This is a genomic window from Hoeflea sp. TYP-13 (genome assembly GCF_040932035.1).
Classification (GTDB): domain Bacteria; phylum Pseudomonadota; class Alphaproteobacteria; order Rhizobiales; family Rhizobiaceae; genus Hoeflea_A.
Genome location: NZ_JBFRBB010000002.1, coordinates 1,259,211 through 1,282,615, shown reverse-complemented (window position 1 = coordinate 1,282,615; position 23,405 = coordinate 1,259,211). Strand labels below are relative to the sequence as shown.

At 57.0% G+C, this 23,405-nt stretch carries 21 protein-coding genes; 18 read left to right on the top strand and 3 right to left on the bottom strand.

Annotated features, from left to right (window positions below; genetic code table 11):
• The first annotated feature begins 240 nt into the window (after positions 1-240).
• The 3 genes from ABVT35_RS16080 to ABVT35_RS16070 all read left to right on the top strand — a co-directional run bounded on the left by ABVT35_RS16080 (position 241) and on the right by ABVT35_RS16070 (position 2,472).
• Entirely contained in the window at positions 241-1,017 is a 777-nt protein-coding gene (locus ABVT35_RS16080; RefSeq protein WP_368467598.1) for a transporter substrate-binding domain-containing protein, read from the top strand.
• Positions 1,018-1,084: 67 nt separating this feature from the next.
• Positions 1,085-1,741, top strand: coding sequence for a glutathione S-transferase family protein (locus tag ABVT35_RS16075; RefSeq protein WP_368467597.1), 657 nt, complete (start codon positions 1,085-1,087; stop codon positions 1,739-1,741).
• Complete coding sequence (locus tag ABVT35_RS16070; RefSeq protein WP_368467596.1) at positions 1,738-2,472, top strand: creatininase family protein; 735 nt, start codon at positions 1,738-1,740, stop codon at positions 2,470-2,472. The genes ABVT35_RS16075 and ABVT35_RS16070 overlap by 4 nt, the downstream gene beginning before the upstream one ends.
• Here the strand turns inward: ABVT35_RS16070 and ABVT35_RS16065 are convergent.
• Positions 2,469-3,317, bottom strand: coding sequence for a dienelactone hydrolase family protein (locus tag ABVT35_RS16065; protein ID WP_368467595.1), 849 nt, complete (start codon positions 3,315-3,317; stop codon positions 2,469-2,471). The two genes, ABVT35_RS16070 and ABVT35_RS16065, sit on opposite strands and share 4 nt — an antisense overlap.
• Before the next feature lie 84 nt (positions 3,318-3,401).
• Positions 3,402-4,079 (bottom strand): dienelactone hydrolase family protein, encoded by a 678-nt coding sequence (locus ABVT35_RS16060; RefSeq protein ID WP_368467594.1) that lies wholly within the window; start codon positions 4,077-4,079, stop codon positions 3,402-3,404.
• A 691-nt stretch (positions 4,080-4,770) separates the two neighbouring features.
• Here ABVT35_RS16060 and ABVT35_RS16055 point away from each other — a divergent pair.
• The 7 genes from ABVT35_RS16055 (at position 4,771) to ABVT35_RS16025 (ending at position 12,645) form a co-directional block, all read left to right on the top strand.
• Positions 4,771-6,366, top strand: a complete 1,596-nt coding sequence (locus tag ABVT35_RS16055; RefSeq protein ID WP_368467593.1) for an ABC transporter substrate-binding protein — start codon at positions 4,771-4,773, stop codon at positions 6,364-6,366.
• A 75-nt stretch (positions 6,367-6,441) separates the two neighbouring features.
• Entirely contained in the window at positions 6,442-7,455 is a 1,014-nt protein-coding gene (locus ABVT35_RS16050) for an ABC transporter permease subunit (protein WP_368467592.1), read from the top strand.
• A gap of 1 nt (position 7,456) precedes the next feature.
• A complete protein-coding gene (locus ABVT35_RS16045; RefSeq protein ID WP_368467591.1) occupies positions 7,457-8,371 on the top strand; it encodes an ABC transporter permease subunit in 915 nt (304 codons plus the stop codon).
• Position 8,372: 1 nt separating this feature from the next.
• The gene (locus ABVT35_RS16040) at positions 8,373-9,374 is read left to right on the top strand and encodes an ABC transporter ATP-binding protein (protein WP_368467590.1); all 1,002 of its coding nucleotides are present in this window, start codon (positions 8,373-8,375) and stop codon (positions 9,372-9,374) included.
• Entirely contained in the window at positions 9,371-10,348 is a 978-nt protein-coding gene (locus tag ABVT35_RS16035) for a dipeptide ABC transporter ATP-binding protein (RefSeq protein WP_368467589.1), read from the top strand. Before ABVT35_RS16040 ends, ABVT35_RS16035 begins: the two co-directional genes overlap by 4 nt.
• 243 nt (positions 10,349-10,591) lie before the next feature.
• Positions 10,592-11,035, top strand: coding sequence for a gluconate 2-dehydrogenase subunit 3 family protein (locus ABVT35_RS16030; protein WP_368467588.1), 444 nt, complete (start codon positions 10,592-10,594; stop codon positions 11,033-11,035).
• Between the two features lie 26 nt (positions 11,036-11,061).
• On the top strand, positions 11,062-12,645 hold the full coding sequence (locus tag ABVT35_RS16025; protein ID WP_368467587.1) for a GMC family oxidoreductase: 1,584 nt from the start codon (positions 11,062-11,064) through the stop codon (positions 12,643-12,645).
• A 30-nt stretch (positions 12,646-12,675) separates the two neighbouring features.
• Here ABVT35_RS16025 and ABVT35_RS16020 read toward each other — a convergent pair whose 3' ends face one another.
• Entirely contained in the window at positions 12,676-13,806 is a 1,131-nt protein-coding gene (locus ABVT35_RS16020) for an enolase C-terminal domain-like protein (RefSeq protein ID WP_368467586.1), read from the bottom strand.
• Positions 13,807-14,207: 401 nt separating this feature from the next.
• On the opposite strand from ABVT35_RS16020, the gene ABVT35_RS16015 reads away from it, so the two are divergent.
• The 8 genes from ABVT35_RS16015 (at position 14,208) to ABVT35_RS15980 (ending at position 23,392) form a co-directional block, all read left to right on the top strand.
• Positions 14,208-16,193 carry an AMP-binding protein gene (locus ABVT35_RS16015; protein WP_368467585.1) on the top strand — a complete coding sequence of 662 codons (1,986 nt, stop codon included), beginning with the start codon at positions 14,208-14,210 and terminating at the stop codon, positions 16,191-16,193.
• Positions 16,190-17,014, top strand: coding sequence for an ABC transporter ATP-binding protein (locus ABVT35_RS16010; protein ID WP_368467584.1), 825 nt, complete (start codon positions 16,190-16,192; stop codon positions 17,012-17,014). The genes ABVT35_RS16015 and ABVT35_RS16010 overlap by 4 nt, the downstream gene beginning before the upstream one ends.
• 30 nt (positions 17,015-17,044) lie before the next feature.
• Positions 17,045-18,076, top strand: a complete 1,032-nt coding sequence (locus ABVT35_RS16005) for a branched-chain amino acid ABC transporter permease (protein WP_368467583.1) — start codon at positions 17,045-17,047, stop codon at positions 18,074-18,076.
• Between the two features lie 5 nt (positions 18,077-18,081).
• On the top strand, positions 18,082-19,158 hold the full coding sequence (locus ABVT35_RS16000) for a branched-chain amino acid ABC transporter permease (protein WP_368467582.1): 1,077 nt from the start codon (positions 18,082-18,084) through the stop codon (positions 19,156-19,158).
• Between the two features lie 70 nt (positions 19,159-19,228).
• Positions 19,229-20,518, top strand: a complete 1,290-nt coding sequence (locus tag ABVT35_RS15995) for an ABC transporter substrate-binding protein (protein WP_368467581.1) — start codon at positions 19,229-19,231, stop codon at positions 20,516-20,518.
• Between the two features lie 63 nt (positions 20,519-20,581).
• Positions 20,582-21,424, top strand: a complete 843-nt coding sequence (locus ABVT35_RS15990; RefSeq protein WP_368467580.1) for an ABC transporter ATP-binding protein — start codon at positions 20,582-20,584, stop codon at positions 21,422-21,424.
• A gap of 202 nt (positions 21,425-21,626) precedes the next feature.
• Entirely contained in the window at positions 21,627-22,226 is a 600-nt protein-coding gene (locus tag ABVT35_RS15985; RefSeq protein WP_368467579.1) for a TetR/AcrR family transcriptional regulator, read from the top strand.
• 17 nt (positions 22,227-22,243) lie between these two features.
• The gene (locus ABVT35_RS15980; protein WP_368467905.1) at positions 22,244-23,392 is read left to right on the top strand and encodes an isovaleryl-CoA dehydrogenase; all 1,149 of its coding nucleotides are present in this window, start codon (positions 22,244-22,246) and stop codon (positions 23,390-23,392) included.
• Positions 23,393-23,405 lie beyond the last annotated feature (13 nt).

The window sequence follows — 23,405 nt, the reverse complement described above, 5'->3', positions numbered from 1 at the left end:
ATGATTGGCGACACCCGATTTTCTATTTTTGCAGGGTGCGCCTTACCGGTGTTCCTTCTATCCGCGAAAGGTGTTTTGCAGCCCGGTCGGGGATAGTGTTTCCTGTTATTCTTGTTGACTCAGATGACTATCATGGAGTTTATTGTCGTGCAATAAATTTATTGGATTGCAATTTTCCGCAATCTTCGGAACACTGGGAATAGTAAAAATACCAAGGGACACTCAAAGGGAGAAAATCAGATGAGATTTGTAAAGACTTGCATTGTGGCAGTGATGCTCGTTGCCGCTGCAACGGCTGCACAGGCGCAGTCGGCGCTGCAACAAATACTCAATGACGGCGTCTTGAAGGTCGGCACGACGGGCGACTGGAACCCGATGACAATGCGCGATCCGGCCACCAACAGCTACACGGGTTACGACATCGACGTGATGAACGAGCTTGCCAAGGACATGGGTGTCGAAGTCGAGTTCGTGCCGACCGACTGGAAGACGCTGGTCAATGGCGTCGTCTCTGGCAAGTATCACCTGACCGGATCTGCCTCGATCTCGCCCGCCAGAGCCAAGGCGGCTGGCTATTCCGACAGCTATTTCTCACTGGCGACCGTGCCGCTTGTGCTTGCCGAAAATTCAGGCAAGTTCAAGGACTGGGAAGACCTTAACAAACCTGAAGTTACCGTTGCAGCCACGCTTGGCACGACGCAGGAAAAGCAGGTCAAGCAGTTCTTCCCCAATGCCACGCATCAGATCGTCGAGGCACCGGCCCGCGACTTCCAGGAAGTTCTGTCCGGCCGCGCCGACGCTCACATCACTTCAAACGTGGAAGCCTACAAACTTGTCGCGAAGTACCCGCAGATGGCTGTTGTGACGGTTTCGGCGCCGAAAGCGCCGACACCGATCGCCATGCTGATGCCACAGGGCGATCAGGTCTGGATCAACTACGTAAACACCTGGATCAAGCTGAAGGAGGAGCGCGGCTTCTTCGACTCACTTGCCAAGAAGTGGCAACTTTCGAACTAGCCTATCGGCGCATCCGGTGCGTAGTATGGGACCGCTATAATGGCGGTCCCTTTTATGTGAGATAGCAATGATCAGGCTCTATTCCATTCCACCCAGTCTCTACAGCGCCAAGGTTCGTATCGTGCTGAGAGCCAAGCAGCTAGATTGGGAGGACGTGCCGCCGCCGGGTGGGTATGCCAGCGATCCCTACAAGGAAATAGTGCCGTCGGGAACCTTGCCCGCGATCGATCACGGCGGCTTTGTGCTGGTCGATTCCGAGGCGATCAACGAATATCTGAATGAACTGGCGCCGCAACCGAGAATGTGGCCGCAGGATATCGTCGAGCGTGCCCGGGCCAGGGCCCTGTCGCGCTTCCACGATACCAGGCTGGAGCCGGCGGTTCGCGCTCTGTTTGGCCATGTCGATCCGGCAGGGCGTAATGAACAGTTCGTCGCGGATCAGGTGAAGGTGATCTCCGACCGGTTAGGCCAGCTTGCGCGCATGGCTGATCCGGCGCCTTTTTTGACCGGCGAAACGCTGAGCCTTGCCGACTGCGGATATCCAATCACATTCACTTTCATCGAGATGCTGACGGAACCCATGGCGCTGGACATCGTGTTTCCCGAATCCATCGCGACCTATTTCAGCGCGCTGCAGCGCGAGCCAAGCGTTGCGGCCGAACTTGACAGCTACCGGCCGGCGCTTGCCGCCTGGGTGGAAGCAACGACCGGATCAAAACAATGAGGCTGAATCTCAGCACCTGGCCGGAAGTCGAAAAATACCTTGAAAACCGCGACGGTGTTATCCTGCCAACCGGTTCAACCGAGCAACACGGTCCAATCGGGCTGATCGGTACGGACAGCCTGTGCGCACTGGACATTGCCGAATGCGCAGGTGAAATTGCCGATGCGATGGTCGCGCCGGTCATCGGCTATACACCGGCGCCGTTCAATATGAGTTTTCCCGGAACGCTTTCGGTGTCGCCCGAAACGTTCGGCCGGCTGGTCGAGGAGGTCGTCGACGGGCTCATCCATCATGGATTCGGTCACATCTATATTCTCAACGGTCACGGAGCAAATCTGCAGCCGATGGGGGATGTGCTTGCATCAAAGCCGGTGGCGATCCGCCTCAGGAGCTGGTGGGATTTCGAGCCGGTGAACACGCTGCGGCGCCAATGGTATGGCGACTGGGAGGGTATGCATGCGACCCCGTCCGAAATCGCCATAACGCAAGCACGCTACCGGATAATCGCCGGCGATGATCTCGATCCGCCGGAAAAACTGACGCCGGAATTCATCAAGGCCCATGCCGGAGATCGCCACGGTCCGGCTGATGAGCACAGGTCCAGATTTCCGGATGGGCGTGTCGGATCGCATTCATCGCTTGCGACGCCTGAGCAGGGGCGGGCGCTGTTCGAAGCCGCCAGCAAGGCTGTGGCCGAAGATTATGCGGCGTTCGTCGGTAGCGATACCTAACGTCCAGACAAATGTTCAGCCAGAAAGGCCTCAATCCGGCTGACCGAATCCCGATAGGCATCGGGGTCGTATTGAAGCCAGTGCCGGCCGCCTCCCGCACCGTCAACGTAAAAACCCTCGTTGAAATCGATGTTGTCGAATCCGTGGAATGCGCCGGGATAAGTTACCAGTTCGAACAAATCGGACGATTGATTGCGCTTTGCCAGGTCGCGGCACAGATCAGGTGGCGTCCAGTCGTCGGCATCACCAATTAACACCAGTACGGGCAGGTCGAATTCGCGGTCGGAAATGCAATAGGGATAAAACGCGGCGGCGGCGCGAAAATTGTTTTGAAACCGTTCCGATATGCCCCGCCTGTTGACTGCCTCCAGCGTTGCGATTGCGCCATGCGACCAGCCAATGACGCCGATGCGCGCCGGATCAACATCGGACAGGCCACTCAGATAGGCCAGGGCACCGTAGGCGTCCAACGCCCTTTGCGCAGGTGCCGTCGGACGGTTATCGGATGTGCACACACGCACAACGCTCCTGGGGCCGAAACTGTCCAGAACCAATGTGACGTAGCCTTGTTCGTTGAGCATTGCCGCCCAGTCGAAGTGGGCCTGTAGAAGTCCGCCGCAGCCATGCATCAAGATGACGGCGGGAAACGGACCTTCACCCTTAGGTTTGCTCAAATGTCCCCAAATGGGAAAACCTTCCTCGGGAACTGCACCGCTTTCTTGCTTTGCCGCAGACGGCAGCACTGCACTATTGAAATGCACAACTTCAATTGCATTGGCGCTGCCGGACAGGCTTAGTACTGATAAGGCAGCGGCCCCAAGCAAAGTCAGGGGCAGGATTTTCATGTCGGCTCCACTTTCTCGCGCATCCTTTATATGTATCGAGCGGGAGAAGTGAAGGGTAAGCCTGCCGCACACAATTGGCGCGACCTATTGGTCGGACAGATGCAGAGCCAGGAAGGCTCTCACCCTGTTGATTGCATCCTGGTATGCCTGCGGATCGAATTTCAGCCAGTGCTGGATGCCTGACGGACCCTCAATGGCGAATCCGTCAGCAATTTCGACCATATCAAATGCGTGAAATGCGAGCGGATATGTGACAACTTCGATGGAGTCAGGTGGCCTGTTGTTTGATGCAAGTTCCCGGCAGGGGCCAGGTGGCGACCATTCGTCCACTTCTCCGACCATGATGAGCACAGGCAGATCAATTCGGCGATCCGCAACACAATAGGGGTAAAATGTGATAGCCGCGCGAAACCAGGGTTCGGTCGATTTCAGTATGCTCCCGCTGCTTATCGTTTCCAGCGTCATGGTCGCACCCTGCGACCAGCCAATTATGCCGATGCGGGCCGAGTCGACGTCCGGCAGGTTCCGAAGATAGGCAAGCGCACCGTGTGCGTCGAGTATGCGTTGGCGGTGCAATGCGGGATGCACATCGGATTTGCACAAATAGGCAATGCTTCTCGGCCGGAAGCTGTCCGGTATGAGGGTTATATAACCTTCACTATTGAGAATTGCGGCCCAGCGGAAATGTGATTGTTGAATGCCGCCGCATCCGTGCATCAAGATGACGGCAGGGAAGGGGCCTTCACCCTTGGGCTTGCTCAAATGCCCCCAGATCGGCAAACCGTCTTGGGTTTTACTGCTGGATTCAGGTGCCGCCTGCGGCGGCGGCACGCTTTTAAAATTAACAACTTCGATGCCGATGGCTAAACTGCTGAGGCTCTGCACTGCTAGGACAGTTGAAACGCCCAGCAACAAGGACAGTCTTGTCACCCTGATTCCGTTTCTGTTTTGACTGTCTGCCCCCGTTGTATATGTGGCAGTGTTTTCGCATTCTTTCCAGCCCTATCTGCGATAAATCAATTGTTGTACCGAAATTTTGCAACCAAGATTTTGGGTTCCACCCGATATTCCGGAGCGTTCCAGCTGGAATTTTGACCTGGTTGGACACCTGATTGTCGCGTTTCAAGTCGGTCCGGTTTGCAATTTCAGGTAGCAAAACAATGGAGCGGAAATTGTGCGGCGATTTGTGCGCATGCCGGAACTTGTTGAATTGATTACAGTTTGTATGCAAATAGCGCGCAATTTCTTGTGGTAAATATTTTTGGAATTTTTTCAACATGATGCCCCGAACCATGAAGGTTCTGATTCGGGTGACGGGGTGCAAAATACAGCGTTGCTGAATCATGAATTCTGACTGTTTTCATTTGTCAGCAAAGGTGTTTATATGGCGCGGCTCCGGGTCACAGGCCGGAGCCTTTGCAATTTTGGGAGGAGCATAAGAGGAAAAATGAAAATGCGATCCACCAAACTATTTCTGTCGGCCTTCGTGGTTTCGACAATGATCACTGCAGGCGCCAACGCAACGACTTTTGTCTATTGCTCGGAAGGATCACCGGAGGGGTTCGATTCCGCGCTCTACACTGCCGGAACAACATTCGACGCTTCGTCGCGAAATATCTACAACCGGCTCGTCGAGTTTGAACCAGGTACCACAAAAATCATTCCGGGACTGGCCGAAAGCTGGTCTGTTTCAGACGATGGTCTGGAATACACATTCAACCTTCGTGAAGGCGTTAAGTTCCACACGACGGACTATTTTACGCCGAGCCGTACTCTCAACGCCGACGATGTCGTGTTCTCGTTCAAGCGTCAGCTCGACAAGGAACATCCCTGGCATCAATACACAGCCGGAACCGCGTGGGAGTACTTCAACGGCATGTCCATGCCGGACCTTCTTAAAGACGTGGTCAAGGTGAACGACAACACGGTCAAATTCGTTCTGAATCGGCAGGAAGCACCAATGATCGCCAATCTGGGCATGGATTTTGCCTCGATTCTTTCCAAGGAATATGCCGATCAGCTTGAAGCTGCCGGCAATAAGGAAGACCTGAACCAGAAGCCGGTCGGTACCGGTCCATTCAAGTTCCAGGACTACCAGAAAGATGCCGTCATCCGCTATCAGGCCCATGAGCCCTATTGGCGCGGCAAGGCAGCCATCGACAATCTGATTTTTGCGATCACGCCCGATGCATCTGTCCGTCACCAGCGGCTTGCCGCCGGCGAATGTCAGCTCAATCCTTATCCGAATCCGGCCGATCTTGACGCGATCCGCGCGGACGCCAATCTCAAGCTGCCTGAGCAGGAAGGCCTGAACGTCGGGTATCTTGCCTACAACACGCAGCTTGCGCCGTTCGACAACCCGAAGGTCCGCAAGGCGCTCAACATGGCGATCAACAAGCAGGCCATTTTGGATGCAGTGTTCCAGGGAGCCGGCAAGGCTGCCAAGAACCCGATCCCGCCGACAATCTGGTCCTACAATGACGCTATCACGGACGATCCCTACGATCCCGCAGCAGCAAAGAAAATGCTCGCAGATGAAGGTGTCACCGGCCTGAAGATGAAGATCTGGGCAATGCCCGTTCAGCGTCCGTACAACCCGAATGCGCGCCGCATGGCCGAACTCATCCAGGCGGACTTCAAGGAAGTCGGCGTCGACGTTGAAATCGTCTCCTACGAGTGGGGTGAATACCTCAAGCGTTCAAGGGAAGTCGAGCGTGATGGCGCAGTTCTTCTCGGCTGGACCGGTGACAATGGCGACCCGGACAATTTCCTCGCCGTTCTGCTCGGTTGCGACGCTGTTGGCGGCTCCAACCGTGCGCAGTGGTGCAACGATGAATTCGAGGCCCTGATCCAGAAGGCCAAGGTTGTTTCGGACCCGGCAGAGCGCACCAAGCTCTACGAAGAGGCGCAGGAAGTCTTCAAACGTGAAGCACCCTGGGCAACGATTGCTCACTCCGTGGTCTTCAAAGCCATGAACAACAATGTCGAAGGCTTCAAGATCGATCCGTTCGGCGGACACGCTTTCTATGGCGTCGACCTGAAGCAGTAAGACAAAACAAAATGCACTATCTTGACCACCGGCGCCCCTGAGTGCCGGTGGTCATTGTATATGCAGAGATAGATCATGTTCTTTTATTTTCTCAGGCGTTTCGGGGTTCTGGTTCCAACCTTTTTTGGTGTCACCATCGCTTCATTCGCCTTCATTCGCCTGCTGCCCGGCGATCCGGTCCTGCTGATGGCCGGCGAACGCGGACTGACCCCGGAACGGCACGCCGAACTGCTCAAGCAATTCGGTTTCGACCGTCCCCTGTGGCAACAGTATCTCGACTATTTCTTTGGCATTTTCCAAGGCGATCTCGGCAATTCCCTGGTGACCAAGAAGCCGGTTCTTGAAGAGTTCTTCACCCTGTTTCCCGCGACACTGGAACTGTCCTTATGCGCCATCGTCTTTGCCATGGTGTTTGGTATTACGGCGGGTGTCGTTGCGGCGGTGAAACGCGGCTCCTGGTTTGATCAGTCGATAATGGGAACAGCGCTGGTGGGCTATTCCATGCCGATCTTCTGGTGGGGTCTGCTGCTGATCATTCTGTTTTCCGGCATATTGAAATGGACGCCGGTATCGGGGCGCATTTCACTGATCTATTTTTTTCCGCAGGTCACCGGCTTTATGCTGATCGACAGTCTCTTATCGGGGCAGAAAGGCGCCTTCACCTCGGCTGTCTCGCATCTCATTTTGCCGACAATCGTTCTGGGAACCATACCGCTGGCGGTCATCGCGAGACAAACGCGCTCGGCGATGCTGGAAGTGCTTGGCGAGGATTATGTGCGCACGGCCCGGGCGAAGGGACTGGCACCCAGCCGTGTCGTAGGTCTCCACGCGCTTCGCAATGCGCTGATTCCGGTAATCACGACGATCGGGCTTCAGGTCGGCGTTCTGCTTGGCGGCGCAATTCTCACGGAAACCATCTTTTCCTGGCCGGGGGTCGGCAAGTGGATGGTCGATTCCATATTCCGACGGGACTATCCGTCGGTGCAGGGGGGGCTCCTGCTCATCGCAGTGATCGTCATGATCGTCAATCTTATCGTTGATCTGCTGTACGGGCTGGTCAATCCGAAAATCCGGCATACGGGAGGCTGACATGACCGACACAGTTGCCACCGCTCCCGACATGGATACGCGCAAAACAGGGCGTCTTGCGCTGCTTTCTGAATTCTGGAGCTATTTCAGCGAAAACCGCGGCGCCGTTGTCGGCCTCTGGTTCTTCGTTTTCATTTGCCTTATCGCCATCTTTGCCGGCGTCATCGCCCCGCACAGCCCGACCGAACAATTCCGCGATGCGCTTCTCGTGCCGCCGGTCTGGCAGGAGGGCGGTAGCTGGGATTATATCCTGGGCACTGATCCGGTCGGACGCGATATGCTGTCGCGCCTCATATACGGCAGCCGCTTCTCACTGTTTATCGGCATCATCGTTGTATCCCTGGCTCTTGCTGTTGGCATCGCGGTCGGCCTCTTCGCCGGGTTCATGGGCGGCAGGGCCGATACGATCATCATGCGGATAATGGATATCATCCTGTCCTTCCCGAGCCTTCTTCTGGCATTGGCGCTGGTGGCCATTTTGGGACCAAGTCTTATCAACGCCATGATCGCCATCGCGATCGTTCAGCAACCGCATTATGTGCGCCTGACACGTGCGGCGGTGCTGACCGAGCGAAGCAAGGATTATGTGACCGCCGCCAAGGTTGCCGGTGTTCGGCCGCTACGGCTGATGTTCCACACGATCCTGCCTAATTGCCTTGCACCGCTGATCGTCCAGGCGGCGCTGTCGTTTTCGACCGCCATCCTCGATGCCGCGGCGCTCGGCTTCCTCGGCATGGGCGCCCAGCCACCGACACCCGAATGGGGCACAATGCTTGCCGAGGCACGCGAATTCATTCTTCGTGCCTGGTGGGTCGTCACTTTGCCGGGCATTGCAATCCTCATGACGGTTCTGGCCATCAATCTGATGGGCGACGGTCTGCGCGATGCGCTCGACCCGAAACTGAGGAGGACGTGACTTGACTTTGTTGGATATACAAAACCTGACGGTTGAGTTTGCGACCGCGCATGGCCGTTTCCGGGCTGTTGACAATGTCTCCATGCAGGTCGATCCGGGTGAGGTACTGGCTGTCGTCGGCGAATCCGGCTCGGGCAAATCGGTTGCCATGCTTGCCGTCATGGGGTTGCTTCCGTGGACCGCGACCGTGACAGCCAACCGGATGGATGTCGAAGGACGCAGTCTGATCGGCATGTCCGCGCGGGATCGCCGCAAGATCATCGGCAAGGACATTTCGATGATATTCCAGGAACCGATGTCCAGCCTCAATCCCTGCTTCACCGTGGGCTTCCAGTTAATGGAGGCGCTGAAGGCGCATCTCGACCTCAGTCGTGCGGAACGCAAGGAACGGCTCGTTGAATTGTTGCGCCTAGTGGGCATACCTGCGCCGGAAAAGCGGCTTTCGTCGTTTCCGCATCAACTGTCGGGCGGCATGAGCCAGCGGGTGATGATTGCAATGGCGATCGCCTGCAATCCGAAACTGCTGATTGCGGACGAGCCGACAACAGCGCTCGACGTGACCATTCAGGCACAGATTCTCGATCTTCTGTTGAAACTGCAGGAGGATACGGGGATGGCGCTGGTGCTGATTACCCACGATATGGGTGTTGTCGCCGAAACGGCGCAGCGCGTTTCCGTGCAATATGCGGGCCAGAAGGTGGAGGAGCAGGACGTCAAAGGTCTGTTTGCCGACCCGCATCACCCCTATACGCAGGCGCTTTTGTCAGCGTTGCCCGAACGCGCAACGACCCGCGAACTGGCGTCTATACCCGGCGTGGTACCGGGGCAGTTCGACAGGCCGAAAGGCTGCCTGTTCTCACCGCGCTGCGCCTATGCAACCGCGAACTGCAGACTGCAACAGCCGGTGCGTGCTTCCAGCGAACTGGGGCAGGTGCTTTGCCACTATCCGGTCGTCAACGGGAAGCCGCAGGGGCTGCCCGATATCGAGGAGGTGCCGGCATGAACGGACAAACGGTTTTGACGGCGGAAGACCTGACCCGCCACTACGCGGTTTCGCGTGGTGCATTCCAGGGTGACGCAACGCTGCAGGCTCTTGCCGGCGCGAGCTTTACCCTGCAGCGCGGAAAGACGCTGGCCGTCGTCGGGGAGAGCGGTTGCGGCAAGTCGACCCTGGCGCGTCTGGTGACAATGATCGAGCCGCCAACATCCGGTGCACTGCAGATTGGCGATGACGATATTGCGAGCGCAAGCTCGGAGCGATTGCGAACCCTGCGTCCAAAGGTGCAGATTGTGTTCCAGAACCCTTACGGCTCACTCAATCCGCGCCAGCGGATCGGTGCTGCATTAGAGGAGCCGCTGCTCGTCAACACGTCTATGAGCAAGACCGAGCGTCGGGAAAAAGCGCTGGAAATGATCGAGAACGTCGGTTTGCGTCCGGAGCACTACGACCGCTATCCGCACATGTTTTCGGGCGGACAGCGACAACGCATCGCCATTGCCCGCGCGCTGATGCTCGATCCGGACATTCTGGTGCTCGACGAGCCGGTTTCGGCGCTCGACCTTTCCATTCAGGCGCAGGTGCTCAACCTGCTTACCGAATTGCAGCAGCGTCTTGATCTTGCTTATTTGTTTATCAGCCACGATCTGTCCGTGGTTCGGCATATCGCCGACGATGTGATGGTGATGTATCTCGGCAGGCCGGTGGAACAGGGGCCTGCAAAGGCGGTCTTTGCGAACCCGCGTCACCCCTATACCAAGGCGCTGTTATCGGCGACACCCGTGGCAGATCCCACCCGGGTCAGCGAGCGGATCGTCCTCAAAGGTGAGTTGCCGTCGCCGATCGATCCGCCGCGGGGGTGCCCGTTCAATCCGCGTTGCCCGCTGGTGCAGGACCGGTGCCGCACGACGCGACCGGAACTGGAGCCGATATCGAATGTCAGTGTCGCCTGTCACGTTGTTGTAGACGAAGCAGGTTAGCCGGTTTCTGCGGCTCCGGTCTGAAAACTCTTTGTGTGACACGTGCCGCGTCAGAATCTACAATGTGGCGCGCTGGACGCTTGTTTTTGCGACGGTCGGCGTTTGATCTACCGAGGTCACGGAGAAGCCATGCAAAAAATCGGCCGGAGGCGATTTGTTGGTGGAGTGATGAGCGCAGCTGCCATTGCAGGAACTGCGGCACAAACAATGCCATCGTCTGCGCAGACCAGCGGGAGTGGTGATATGTCCATGCAGGTTTTCAGCAAGGAACAGGCCGATACCTATGCTGCCTGGTGCGATATTCTGGTCGCCGGCGCCGCCAGGGCCGGCGTTGCGCATTTCGTCGATCAGAATATTGCCGGCCCCTATGACCGCGCTTTGCTCTTTCTTCGGTTTTCCGAAGCCGGGCCGTTGGCAGACTACTATCTTGGCGGACTGAGTGGGATCGACACAGAGAGCAATCACCGTTTCGGCGTGCCGTTTCTCCAGCTTTCACAGGCGGAACGACAGGTGATCGTTGAGGCCGCCATCGCGTCGAAATCCCAGGCCTGGAAGCGGCCGGACCCGTCTTTCTTCTACCTCGTATCCCGCAACGATGCGGTGGATGTCGTCTACGGCACCGAGGCCGGATTCAAGGCCCTCGATACTCCTTACATGGCGCATATTTTGCCCGAAAAGCCCTGGTAGGAACCGGACCGGATAAGAGCGCTGCCATGGTGATGCAAAAGCATGAAAAGACGGAAATCGTCATCGTCGGCTCGGGGATCGCCGGCAGCACGATGGCGGCGGAACTTGCCGAGGCGGGGTTTGAGGTCCTGGTTCTCGAGGGCGGACCCAAAAGGTCCCTCGAGGACATGGTCAGTTCGCAGATATGGTCGCGGCGGCTGAGATGGGGCGGCCCACCGGCTCTCGGTGAAGGCGATCTCGTTAACGGCCTTTATTTCGGCATGGGCTGGGGTACCGGCGGCGCCGGTCTCCACTGGTACGGCAATTGGTACCGTCTTCATGAAGCGGATTTCAAATCCCATTCGCTTTACGGAAAGGGCCTCGATTGGCCGCTCGACTATGAGGATCTCAGGCACTACTACGACAGGGCGCAAATCTATTTCGGCATAGCCGGCGATCTGGAACAGGATGTCTGGTCTCCACAGGCCGATCCTTACCCCATGCCTCCTCTGCCGATATCTAGGCAGGCACGAGCGATCATGAAAGGTTTCGATGCCGCCGGAATACCGGTTCGGCCGAACTCTGTTGCCATCAACAGCCGGGATTATAAGGGCAGGACGGCATGCCTTCTGGACGGCTGGTGCGATGCCGGCTGCCCGATCGGAGCGCTTGCCAACCCGCTGGTGCTGCAATGGCCGAAGGCACTGGGGGCCGGCGCGCAATTGGTGAACGACGCCTACGTTACCAAAATCACGACCGACGAACGCGGCAGACGGGCGACCGGTGTCGAATATGTCGACACAAGCGGTACGCTTCACACACAGCCGGCGGATATCGTCATTGTGGCGGCGCATACCGTTGCCAATAACCGGCTTCTCCTGCTCTCGGTCAGCAGCGCGCATGTGAAAGGCCTTGCAAACAGCAGCGGCATGCTCGGCCGTCATTTCATGTCGCATCCTAGCCTCACAGTTTACGCACTGTTCGAGGAGGAAACCGAGCCCTATCGCGGCATTGCCGGCGGCAACCTTTTTTCGCAGGAAGGCTACGACAACAAGATACCTGCCAGCGGCGCTTTCGGCAGCCGGACCTGGATTTGCGGCCAGGCTGCCAAGCCAAATGATCTTCTTGGCATTGCCATGTCCAGACCCGACCTTTACGGGCAGGAGCTCGATGCTTTCATGCGCAAGGCCAGCAGGCATTTCGGCAATATGGTGGCTGTCTGCGAGGAAACGCCTCAAGCTGAAAACCGGGTAATTCTGGACAGCAGCAGAAAGGACCGGTTTGGTCATCCTGTTGCAAAAGTCATGAACACAATGCCGGTGGAAAACGGGCATCGGCTTGAACTGGCGCGCGCCGAGGGCGAGAAGATCTTCAAGGCGGCCGGAACGAGCGACGTGTGGTCCGGACCGCTTGCGCCAATGCACGTCATCGGCGGAACGGTGATGGGAGACGACCCGGCCAGGTCGGTGACGAATTCCTACGGCCAGACCCACGATGTCGAGAACCTCTTTATCGCCGGTGCCAGCCTCTTTCCCACCTGCGGCGCGGTTAATCCGACCGCGACATTGGCGGCGCTTGTGCTGCGAACCGCAGACTATATTCGCGATAACCGGTCCGCACTGATGCAGTAACGCGCAGAGCCTTGCCGAGAATTCAACGAATTACGCGGGTGCGGACAGGGTTTCGACGGTGTATTTGGCCAGCTTGTCCTGGTCGATCTCGATGCCAAGGCCGGGCTCGTCCGGAATATGAACCGCACCGTTTCTGATCGGGAACGGCTCAGCCAATATGTCGTCCTTGGCATAGTAGGACGGCATGTAGAATTCGCAGCCGAGATCGATTTCGCCGAGAGCCGACACAAGATGCGCGCCGGCAAGATGGGCAAGGCCCGTCTCGAACATGCAGCCGCCATAGACGCCGACACCTGCAGCCTTTGCGATGGCTGCAATCTCCTGTGCCCTGACGATGCCGCCGCTTTTCATCACCTTCAGCGAAAATATGTCTGCAAGCTTCATCTTGGTGGCAATCAGCGCCTCGCGCGGATTGAAGACCGACTCGTCGGCCATGATAGGGGTGTCGATCGCGGCGCTGATCGCAGCCATGGCCTCCAGGTTGTTGCGCGGCGTAGGCTGTTCGATAAAACCAAGTTTGAAAGTCTCCATGTCTCGCAGTGTGCGGATTGCGTCGGTGGCTTTCAGGCCCTGATTGTAGTCGATACGCAGATCGAGGCTGTCACCATAGGTATCGCGGATCTTCTCAAGGCGCATGATATCGAACGGGTGGTCGTGAAACCCGGTCTTGAGCTTGAAGATGCGCACGCCGGAACCGTAAAGATGGGCGATGATTTCCATGTCTTCCTCAAAGACCGGATTTGCCACCGTGAAGCTGACCGGCACGCTGTCGCGCTGCCGCCCGCCTATGAGTTGGCCGACTGACAGTCCAAGTGTCTTGCCCACCACATCGAGGAGTGCCATCTCAAGCGCCGCCTTTGCTTCGCTGCAATGAACCAGTGCACGGTCCGCCATGGTCAGAAGCTGTTCTCGACGCAACGCGTTGGCGCCGACAATGAATGGGCGTAAATGCGTGTTGAGGGCAGCAGCGTTTGCTTCCGTCGTGCCGGTAAAGACGGGCCAGGGTGATGCTTCGCCCCATCCGGTGTGCCCGCTATCGGCTTTCAGTTCGAGAACAACGCTGTTGATGGCGCTGACGTCGCCGCTGCCGTGGGAGTGTGTGGCCTGGACCGGAACCTTGATGATATGGACCCGCATATCCGAGATGGTAATGTGGCGCATCTTTCATTCCTGATTTTTGTGAGCGTGCCGGAAATGTCTGAACTTTGAATATAGTTGCCGCCTTCTTTGACAAAGTCGAGCGGGAACGGATGTTGAAAACCCGATGTGAACGAAAAAAAGATAATGTCGGCCGTATTGGTCCTACTGGAAATTGATTTGTCGAGCGATTGAAAAGGGTTGGCTGAATTGGAATATTGTTTCGCTAAGGCCTGCCCGAGCGCAATAAACCGTTTGAAATATGCCGCAATTTGAACGAGTTCGACTAAAGTAGCTTGCGCGCAGCCGAATCTTTTGATTAAAAGAACAGACGTTCATTTCTTAATCGAACGAAAAAATGAAAAAGCGCGTGCGCTTTACCGGCGGATTGAGGATCTGCCGGGCTTGGGAGGAGAATCTGGGGAATGCCATCGACGGGCAGCAATGCCGGCCGTAAGCCGGTGACTTTTCCGCAATACCTGCTGTTGAATGCCAGCCGCTTTGCCGATCGCACGGCAACGCGCCACAAGGACCTTGGCATTTGGCAAAGCTGGACCTGGAAACAGCAATTCGAAGAAATTCGGGCGTTTTCGATCGGCCTGCAGGAAATTGGCGTGGGCGAGGGCGACAAGATCGCCATTGTCGGCACGAACCGTCCGCGACTTTACTGGACATTTTGCGCTGTGCAGGCGCTCAAGGCCATTCCCGTTCCGGTCTATGCGGACGCGGTGGCAGAGGAGATGGCTTATGTCCTGAACCATGCCGGGGTGCGCCTTGCGGTTGTTCAGGACCAGGAGCAGGTCGACAAGATCCTCTCATTTTCGGATGAGATACCAGCGCTAAAGGATGTGATCTATGACGAGCCGCGCGGGCTGCGCGACTACGACCATACGCATCTTCGCGAATTCGCGAGCGTTCAGGAACTGGGCCGCGAGGCCATGGCCGCCGATTCCGGCCGGGCAAAGGCCTGGGAAGACGCAATCAACGCATCCGACGGCGAAGAAGTATCGGTGTTTCTTTACACATCGGGTACGACAGGCCGGTCGAAGGGTGTGGTTCTCAAAGCAAAGACTTCGGTCAAGGCAGCCTGCGATACGGCCGAGTTCGATCACCTGACCGAAAATGACAATGTGCTTGCCTATCTGCCGCTTGCATGGGCCGGCGATCATTATCTGAACTATGCGCAAGGCTATGTTTCGGCACTGTGCATGGCGTGTCCGGAAAGTCCCGAAACGGTTGCGCATGATCTGCGCGAGATCGGCCCGACTTTCTATTTCGCACCGCCACGTGTTTTCGAGCAGCTTTTGACCAATGTGATGATCCGCATGGAAGACGCCAGCGTGATCAAAAAGAAGATTTTCCATCATTACCTGGCTGTCGCGAACAAGTGGGGCGAGGCCATTCTCGAAGGGCGCTCGGTGCCGTTTGGAGCGCGGCTGTCCTACTGGCTGGGCAATATCCTTGTATACGGGCCTTTGAAGAACACGCTCGGATTTTCCAATATCCGTACCGCGTATACGGCAGGTGAGGCGATCGGACCGGATCTCTTCTCGTTCTTCCGCGCACTCGGCATCAATCTGAAACAGCTCTACGGCCAGACCGAGGCATTCCTCTACGTGACTGCGCAGAAAGACGGCGAAATTCATGCGGACACGGTCGGCAAGGCCGTTCCGGACGTGGAAATCCGGATTTCGGACGACGGCGAAGTGCTGTTCAAATCGCCGGGCATGTTCGTTGAATATTATGCGGACGAGGAAAAGACCAAGGAAACATTCACGGAAGACGGATTTATTAAAACAGGCGATGCCGGCATCTTCGACAGCCGCGGCGATCTGAAAATCATCGACCGCGCCAAGGATGTAGGCAAGCTTCGTGACGGATCGCTGTTTGCGCCGAAATATATCGAAAACAAGCTCAAATTCTTCCCCAACATCAAGGAGGTCGTCGCTTTTGGCGACGGGCGCGATTTCTGCTCCGTGTTCCTGAACATTGACCTTGCAGCAGTGGGTAACTGGGCAGAACGCAACAACATCTCCTACGCGTCCTACCAGGAGCTTGCCGGTCTTCCGCAGGTATACGAGATGATGCGCGAGCATGTCGATCAGGTGAACCGGGATCTTGCCGGCGAGGAGCTGATGGCCGGATCGCAGATCGCGCGGTTCTTGGTCCTTCACAAGGAGCTGGATGCGGACGACGGCGAATTGACGAGGACGCAGAAAGTCCGGCGCGGATTTATCGGCGATCGCTATGCGCCGCTGATCGAGGCTCTTTATGACGGGTCCAGCGAAAAATACGTCGATACGGAAGTTACCTTTGAAGACGGACGCAAGGGCAGCATTTCGGCCACGGTGAAAATCATGGACATGAAGACGAATCCACCGACCGGTGCGACGAAGGAGGCTGCCGAATGAACCAGCATATCGACCCGGGCAGCCTTCGTGCCGATGACGGCATAGAAAGAGGCGGCATGCTCCTGCATGTCGACAATATTTCGCTCTCCTTCGGTGGCGTTAAGGCCATTTCAGATATTTCCTTTGACGTTAAGAAAGGCGAGATCCGGGCCATTATCGGTCCCAACGGCGCCGGAAAGACGTCGATGCTCAATGTTATCAACGGCTTTTATCATCCGCAGGAAGGCACGATTACCTTCCGCGGCGAAAAGCGCCGCCGGATGCGCCCGCACCATGCGGCAAGCCAGGGCATCGCCCGCACCTTTCAGAACATCGCGCTGTTCAAGGGCATGTCGACACTCGACAACATCATGACCGGCCGCATGACCCTGATGCGCAGCAATATTCTGTCGCAGGCAATGTGGTTCGGTCCGGCGCAGAAAGAGGAACTCGCCCATCGCGAGACGGTGGAAAAGATCATCGACTTCCTCGAGATCGAGCATATCCGCAAGACACCGGTCGGCCGGCTTCCATACGGGCTGCAAAAGCGCGTTGAACTCGGCCGAGCCCTGGCTGCCGATCCGGCGCTGCTTTTGCTCGACGAGCCGATGGCCGGCATGAATCTGGAAGAAAAGGAAGACATGAGCCGCTTCGTGCTCGACGTCAATCAGCAGTTCGGCACGACGATTGCGCTTATCGAGCACGACATGGGGGTTGTCATGGACCTGTCCGACCGGGTCGTGGTTCTCGATTACGGCCGCAAGATCGGCGATGGAACTCCCGACGAAGTGCGCAACAATCAGGATGTGATCGACGCCTATCTGGGGGTCAGCCATGATTAATGTTTGCACAAGACAGGCAGTAGCCGGTGCATGTCACCAGCAGCAAATGGGGGACATGGCGTGAGTCCTGATTTTCTGAATTTTATTGAAACCGTCCTGAACGGCTTGATGACCGGGGTCATGTATTCCCTTGTCGCGCTCGGCTTCGTGCTGATCTTCAAGGCCTCCGGCATCTTCAACTTTGCCCAGGGCGTGATGGCGCTTTTTGCGGCGCTGACCCTTGTGGGCCTGCAGACCGGTCAGGTCCCGTTTGCGCATCTGATCAACGCCATGCTCGGGACGGATGTGCACCATTGGGGACCGGGGCTGCCGACTATACTGGCAATTCTATTGACCATGGTGGTGATGATTATTCTGGCATTCATCATCGAAAAGGTGGTTCTCAAACACTTGGTGAACCAGGAGCCGATCATCCTGTTCATGGCGACGATCGGCCTTGCCTATTTCCTGGAAGGTTTCGGCGATCTGATGTGGGGCGCCGACGTCAAGGCGCTCGATGTCGGTCTTCCGACGGGAGGATCCTTCTGGTGGGAGGATGTGACGCGCGGATGGGCGCCGGAAGGGGCCGACTATTTCGGCATGTATATCGATACGCTTGATGTGTCGGCGGCCATCATCGCGATCATTCTGGTGATCGCGTTGACGATCTTCTCGCAATATACGGCGACCGGCCGTGCACTGCGCGCTGTTGCTGATGACCATCAGGCAGCCCTGTCGGTCGGCATTTCGCTGCGTGGCATCTGGGTGATCGTCTGGTCCATTTCAGGTTTCGTGGCGCTCGTTGCGGGGATCATGTGGGGGGCAAAATCCGGCGTCCAGTTCTCGCTGTCGCTGATTGCGCTCAAAGCCCTTCCCGTTCTGATCCTGGGTGGGTTCACCTCCATTCCAGGGGCCATTGTCGGCGGTTTGATCATCGGTGTCGGAGAAAAACTCGCCGAAGCCTATGTCGGACCGCTGGTCGGCGGAGCCGTCGAAAACTGGTTCGCCTACATGGTCGCACTCGCCTTCCTGCTGTTCCGGCCGCAGGGTCTTTACGGTGAAAAAATCATCGAGAGGATTTGATTGATATGTTGTATCGCGAAACCGGCGATTTCAGTTCTACCTACGCTGCCGATCAGCAGACCTTTCCGATCAAATCCGAGCGGTATCTGTTCTGGGCAGCCATGGCTTTTGCCTTCCTGGTCGTTCCATTTTTCATCAACGACTACTGGGAAAAATCGGTGCTTGTGCCGCTGCTTGTGTGGTCGATGGCCGCGCTCGGTCTCAACATCCTGACGGGATATTGCGGTCAGGTGAGCCTCGGCACAGGCGGCTTCATGGCCGTCGGCGCCTATGCCTGCTACAAGTTGATGACAGGATTTCCTGACCTCAATATCTTCTTCGTGATCATTTTGTCGGGCGGTGTGACGGCCTTTGTCGGCATGCTCTTCGGTCTGCCTTCGCTTCGCATCAAGGGCTTTTACCTCGCCGTTGCGACGCTGGCCGCGCAGTTCTTCCTTGTCTGGCTGTTCAACAAGGTGCCGTGGTTCTACAACTATTCGGCTTCCGGCCAGATCACCGCGCCTGAGCGCACGATCTTCGGCATCGCCGTTACCGGTGCGAGCGCTCCGCCCTGGGCAACCTATTTGTTCTGCCTGGCAATGGTCTTCATTTTCGCCTGGATTGCGCGCAATCTGACGCGTGGCCAGATCGGCCGCTCGTGGATGGCGATCCGCGATATGGACATTGCCGCCGAAATTATCGGCGTTCAGCCGATGAAAGCGAAAATTTCCGCCTTTGCGGTCAGCTCCTTTTATATCGGCGCTGCCGGCGCGCTTTATTTCTCTGTCTGGCTTGGTGCGGCAGAGCCGACCGAAGCCTTCGGCATCGACAAGTCTTTCCTTGTGCTGTTCATGGTCATCATCGGGGGGCTGGGCTCCATTCTCGGGTCCTTCCTCGGAGCTGCATTCCTTACCCTGATGCCGGTACTGCTCAAGAACGTGATGGTTGGCGGCTTCGGCTGGCCGACCGATCTTGCCGCCCATATCGAAATAATGCTGGTGGGCGGTCTCATCGTCTTTTTCCTAATTGTCGAACCGCACGGGCTGGCTCAGCTCTGGCGATTGGCGAAGGAAAAATTACGCCTTTGGCCCTTCCCATACTAGGAAGTGTCAACGGCTATTGGACCCCATATGGGGTTGTGTAGCGTGTCTGTTTTACCCAGGGAGGAAAGACATGAAACTGAACAAACTGGCAATTGTGACCGCCATGGCTGCAATGGTTGGAGGCACCCCGGCGTTGGCCGATCTGGTGTTTCCTTCTCTGAGCTACCGAACCGGTCCATACGCTGCGGGCGGCATTCCGTTTGCAGACGGTTACGCGGACTACTTCACGCTCCTCAACGAGCGTGATGGCGGGATCAACGGTGTCAAGGTCAATGTCCTTGAGTGTGAAACCGGCTACAACACGCAAAAGGGTGTTGAGTGCTACGAATCCACCAAAGGTGAGGGCGCACTGGTTTACCAGCCGCTTTCGACGGGTATTACATACCAGCTGATTCCAAAAGCCACTGCCGACGATATTCCGGTTCACTCCATGGGATACGGCCGGACCTCTGCTGCTAACGGCAAAATCTTCAGCCATGTCTTCAACTATCCCGGCACCTACTGGGATGCTGCCTCGATCATCATCAACCACATCCTCGACGAGAATGGCGGCGACGTAAAAGGCAAGAAGATCGCGCTGGTCTACCATAACTCCGCCTATGGCAAGGAGCCGATCCGCACGCTCGAAGAACTGGCCAAGAAACACGGTTATGAGCTGACCCTCATTCCCGTCGATCATCCCGGCCAGGAGCAGAAGTCGCAGTGGCTGCAGATTCGCCGTGAGCGTCCCGATTATGTCCTGATGTGGGGCTGGGGCGTGATGAACCAGGTCGCCATCAAGGAAGCAGCAAATATCCGCTTCCCGATGGACAAGTTCATCGGCGTGTGGTGGTCCGCGTCTGAAAACGACGTTCTGCCTGCCGGCGAGGGTGCAAACGGCTACAAGGCTGTGACCTTCCACGGTGTGGGCGACGACTTCCCGGTCTTTGACGACATCAAGAAGTACGTTGTCGATACCGGCAAGGCAGCCGGTGCAGGAGACCAGATCGGTACGGTTCTTTATAACCGTGGCCTTTATGCCGCCATGCTGGCCGCAGAAGCCGCGCGCACGGCACAGGCCATGCACAACACCAAGGACCTGACGCCTGCACAGATGCGTGACGGCATGGAAGCGTTGAAGATCGACGCCGCACGCCTCGACGCACTTGGCCTTCCGGGCTTCGGGCCGGAAATCAATGTCACTTGTGAAAATCACGGCGGACCTGGTCTCGGTGCGATCCAGCAGTGGAATGCCGGTGAAGGCAAGTGGACCCTGATCAACGATTTCGGTCCGGCCGACCGTGCCATCATCGATCCGCTGATCATGGAAGATTCCAAAGCATTTGCCGCAGAAAACAACATTCCGGAACGCTGCAACTAATGTAGCCCCGGCCGCGCCGTCAGGCGCGGCCGCCCGTTATCTTAAGAACAGGATAAACGCGCCATGAGCATCGCGGAAACAACCGAACAGCAGTCACCCGCGGAGGATACGATCCTCTCGGTGAACAATATCGAGGTGATCTACAATCACGTGATCCTTGTGCTCAAGGGCGTTTCGCTGACCGTGCCGCGCGGTGGGATCGTGGCCATTTTGGGCGCTAACGGCGCCGGCAAGACGACGACGCTCAAGGCTGTCTCAAACCTGTTGCATGCCGAGCGTGGCGAAGTCACCAAAGGCTCCATTGTTTTCGAAGGCAAGCAGATCGAGGCACTCACGCCAAACGATCTGGTGCGCCAGGGGTGCATTCAGGTCATGGAGGGACGCCACTGTTTCGGCCACCTGACGATCCAGGAAAACCTGCTTACCGGCGCATTTACCCGTCGCGACGGCAATGCCGCGATCAAGCGCGACCTTGAAATGGTCTATGATTATTTTCCGCGCCTGCGCGAGCGACGGTCCAGCCAGGCCGGCTATACGTCAGGCGGCGAGCAGCAGATGACGGCGATCGGCCGCGCTCTGATGTCCAAGCCCAAGATGATCCTGCTTGACGAGCCGTCCATGGGACTGGCGCCGCAATTGCAGGAAGAGATATTTGAAATTGTCCGCAAGCTGAACGAGCAGGAGGGCGTTTCCTTCCTGCTGGCCGAGCAGAACACCAACATCGCGCTTCGATACGCGACCTACGGATATATTCTCGAATCCGGCCGCATTGTTCTGGACGGCGAGGCTTCGGAACTTCGCGAAAACGAGGATGTAAAGGAATTCTACCTCGGTGTCGGGGGAGAAGGCCGCAAATCGTTTCGTGATGTGAAACACTACAAGCGCCGCAAGCGCTGGCTTGCCTGACGCCTGGCAAACAGGAGTAGGGCGTTGAGGGATGACGTTCCGGATGAGACCGCGACAAAGGCGGTTTACTTGACGGGCAATGAAGACCTTGTTAATTAAACAAACGTTCATTTCTTTAATGGCTAGCGGATTTAACTGAATTCGTCTTGCAGGCGCCAAAAACAAGGGGGCAGTCCGGTCAACCGGATTCGCAGGTAACAGGATGGCACGCAAGGTAGGATCAATCGGTGCGGAGACAGCGGACAGGGTGCGGCTGGCCGCCTTGTCGCTATTTGCCCGCTACGGCTACGCCGCGGTCTCGATGCGGCAGATCGGACGTGAGATCGGGCTGCAGGCAGGCGCCATCTACAATCACTTCCCGACCAAACAGCACCTGTTGAGGGGGCTTCTCGTCGAGCACATGGAGCGGTTGTTGAACGCCTGGGACGGCGAAAGAGACGATAGCCTGCCACCGCGCGAGGCGCTCGTCGCCTTTGTGCGTTTCCATATCCGGTATCACGTCAGGTGCGGCGAAGAAGTCTTCATCTCCTACATGGAACTGCGAAATCTCGAGGAACAGAATTTTGTCGAGGTCGAGGAACTGCGCCGCAGCTACGAGCTCAGCCTGCGCAGGATCCTGGAAGCGGGAAGAAAAGACGGCGTGTTTTCCATAAGCGATCCCCAGGTTGCCGCCATGGCCATCATCGCGATGCTGATCGGTATTACCAACTGGTACAGGCCGGACGGGCGGCTTTCGCTGGAGCAAATTGAAGAACTTTATGTCGGCATGATTGCGGGTGCCGTCGGTATGAAGGAGAACTGAACGTGTTTACCACGGGCATGAATTTTGGGCTCGGCGACGAGATCGAGCAACTGCGTGACACGGTACATCGTTTTGCGCAGGAAAAGATCGCTCCGCTTGCAGGCGAGATCGACGAGACCAACCAGTTTCCTATGCATCTTTGGCAGGAGATGGGTGCGCTCGGCCTTCTCGGCATGACGGCAGATCCCGATCACGGCGGTACCGGCTTCGGCTATCTGGCGCATACTGTGGCAATGGAGGAAATTTCGCGGGCATCGGCTTCGGTCGGGCTTTCCTACGGTGCGCACTCCAATTTGTGTGTCAATCAGATCAACCGTTGGGGTACGCCCGAGCAGAAGGAAAAATACCTTCCGAACCTGTGCTCGGGTGAAAATGTCGGCGCTTTGGCGATGTCGGAGCCCGGGTCCGGATCCGATGTGGTGTCGATGAAATTGCGTGCCGAAAAACGTAATGACAGGTTCGTGCTCAACGGAAACAAGATGTGGATCACCAACGGCCCGGACGCAGACACGCTGGTGGTCTATGCCAAGACCGACATGGATGCCGGTCCCAAAGGCATCACCGCTTTCCTGATCGAAAAGGACATGGCGGGTTTTTCGACAGCACAGAAACTCGACAAACTGGGAATGCGGGGCTCCAACACGTGCGAACTTGTGTTTGAGGATTGCGAGGTCCCATACGAAAACGTGCTGGGCGAAGAAGGGCAGGGCGTCCGCATTCTGATGTCCGGCCTCGACTATGAACGTGTTGTGCTGGCCGGCGGCCCGGTCGGGATCATGGCTGCGGCCCTGGATATCGTCGTTCCCTATGTGCACGAGCGCAAGCAGTTCGATACGCCGATCGGAGAATTCCAGCTCATGCAGGGCAAGCTTGCCGATATGTATACGACCATGAATGCCTGCAGGGCTTACGTCTATTCCGTCGCGGCCGCGTGCGACCGCGGGGAGACCACACGCAAGGATGCCGCCGGATGTATTTTATATGCGGCCGAAAAGGCGACGCAGGTGGCACTTGAATCAATCCAGGCCCTGGGCGGCAACGGCTACATCAATGAGTATTCAACCGGCCGTTTGTTGCGCGACGCCAAGCTTTACGAGATCGGCGCCGGAACATCGGAGATCCGGCGCATGCTCATCGGCCGGGAAATGTTCGCCGAAACGGCATAGGTTTCATCAGCGC

Bases quoted from the DNA above. Each gene is read 5' to 3' on its own strand.
- ABVT35_RS16080 (WP_368467598.1), top strand. From the start codon at position 241: ATGAGATTTGTAAAGACTTGCATTGTGGCAGTGATGCTCGTTGCCGCT.
- ABVT35_RS16075 (WP_368467597.1), top strand. From the start codon at position 1,085: ATGATCAGGCTCTATTCCATTCCACCCAGTCTCTACAGCGCCAAGGTT.
- ABVT35_RS16070 (WP_368467596.1), top strand. From the start codon at position 1,738: ATGAGGCTGAATCTCAGCACCTGGCCGGAAGTCGAAAAATACCTTGAA.
- ABVT35_RS16065 (WP_368467595.1), bottom strand. From the start codon at position 3,317: ATGAAAATCCTGCCCCTGACTTTGCTTGGGGCCGCTGCCTTATCAGTA.
- ABVT35_RS16055 (WP_368467593.1), top strand. From the start codon at position 4,771: ATGCGATCCACCAAACTATTTCTGTCGGCCTTCGTGGTTTCGACAATG.
- ABVT35_RS16050 (WP_368467592.1), top strand. From the start codon at position 6,442: ATGTTCTTTTATTTTCTCAGGCGTTTCGGGGTTCTGGTTCCAACCTTT.
- ABVT35_RS16045 (WP_368467591.1), top strand. From the start codon at position 7,457: ATGACCGACACAGTTGCCACCGCTCCCGACATGGATACGCGCAAAACA.
- ABVT35_RS16035 (WP_368467589.1), top strand. From the start codon at position 9,371: ATGAACGGACAAACGGTTTTGACGGCGGAAGACCTGACCCGCCACTAC.
- ABVT35_RS16030 (WP_368467588.1), top strand. From the start codon at position 10,592: ATGTCCATGCAGGTTTTCAGCAAGGAACAGGCCGATACCTATGCTGCC.
- ABVT35_RS16025 (WP_368467587.1), top strand. From the start codon at position 11,062: ATGGTGATGCAAAAGCATGAAAAGACGGAAATCGTCATCGTCGGCTCG.
- ABVT35_RS16020 (WP_368467586.1), bottom strand. From the start codon at position 13,806: ATGCGCCACATTACCATCTCGGATATGCGGGTCCATATCATCAAGGTT.
- ABVT35_RS16015 (WP_368467585.1), top strand. From the start codon at position 14,208: ATGCCATCGACGGGCAGCAATGCCGGCCGTAAGCCGGTGACTTTTCCG.
- ABVT35_RS16010 (WP_368467584.1), top strand. From the start codon at position 16,190: ATGAACCAGCATATCGACCCGGGCAGCCTTCGTGCCGATGACGGCATA.
- ABVT35_RS16005 (WP_368467583.1), top strand. From the start codon at position 17,045: ATGTCACCAGCAGCAAATGGGGGACATGGCGTGAGTCCTGATTTTCTG.
- ABVT35_RS16000 (WP_368467582.1), top strand. From the start codon at position 18,082: ATGTTGTATCGCGAAACCGGCGATTTCAGTTCTACCTACGCTGCCGAT.
- ABVT35_RS15995 (WP_368467581.1), top strand. From the start codon at position 19,229: ATGAAACTGAACAAACTGGCAATTGTGACCGCCATGGCTGCAATGGTT.
- ABVT35_RS15990 (WP_368467580.1), top strand. From the start codon at position 20,582: ATGAGCATCGCGGAAACAACCGAACAGCAGTCACCCGCGGAGGATACG.
- ABVT35_RS15985 (WP_368467579.1), top strand. From the start codon at position 21,627: ATGGCACGCAAGGTAGGATCAATCGGTGCGGAGACAGCGGACAGGGTG.
- ABVT35_RS15980 (WP_368467905.1), top strand. From the start codon at position 22,244: ATGAATTTTGGGCTCGGCGACGAGATCGAGCAACTGCGTGACACGGTA.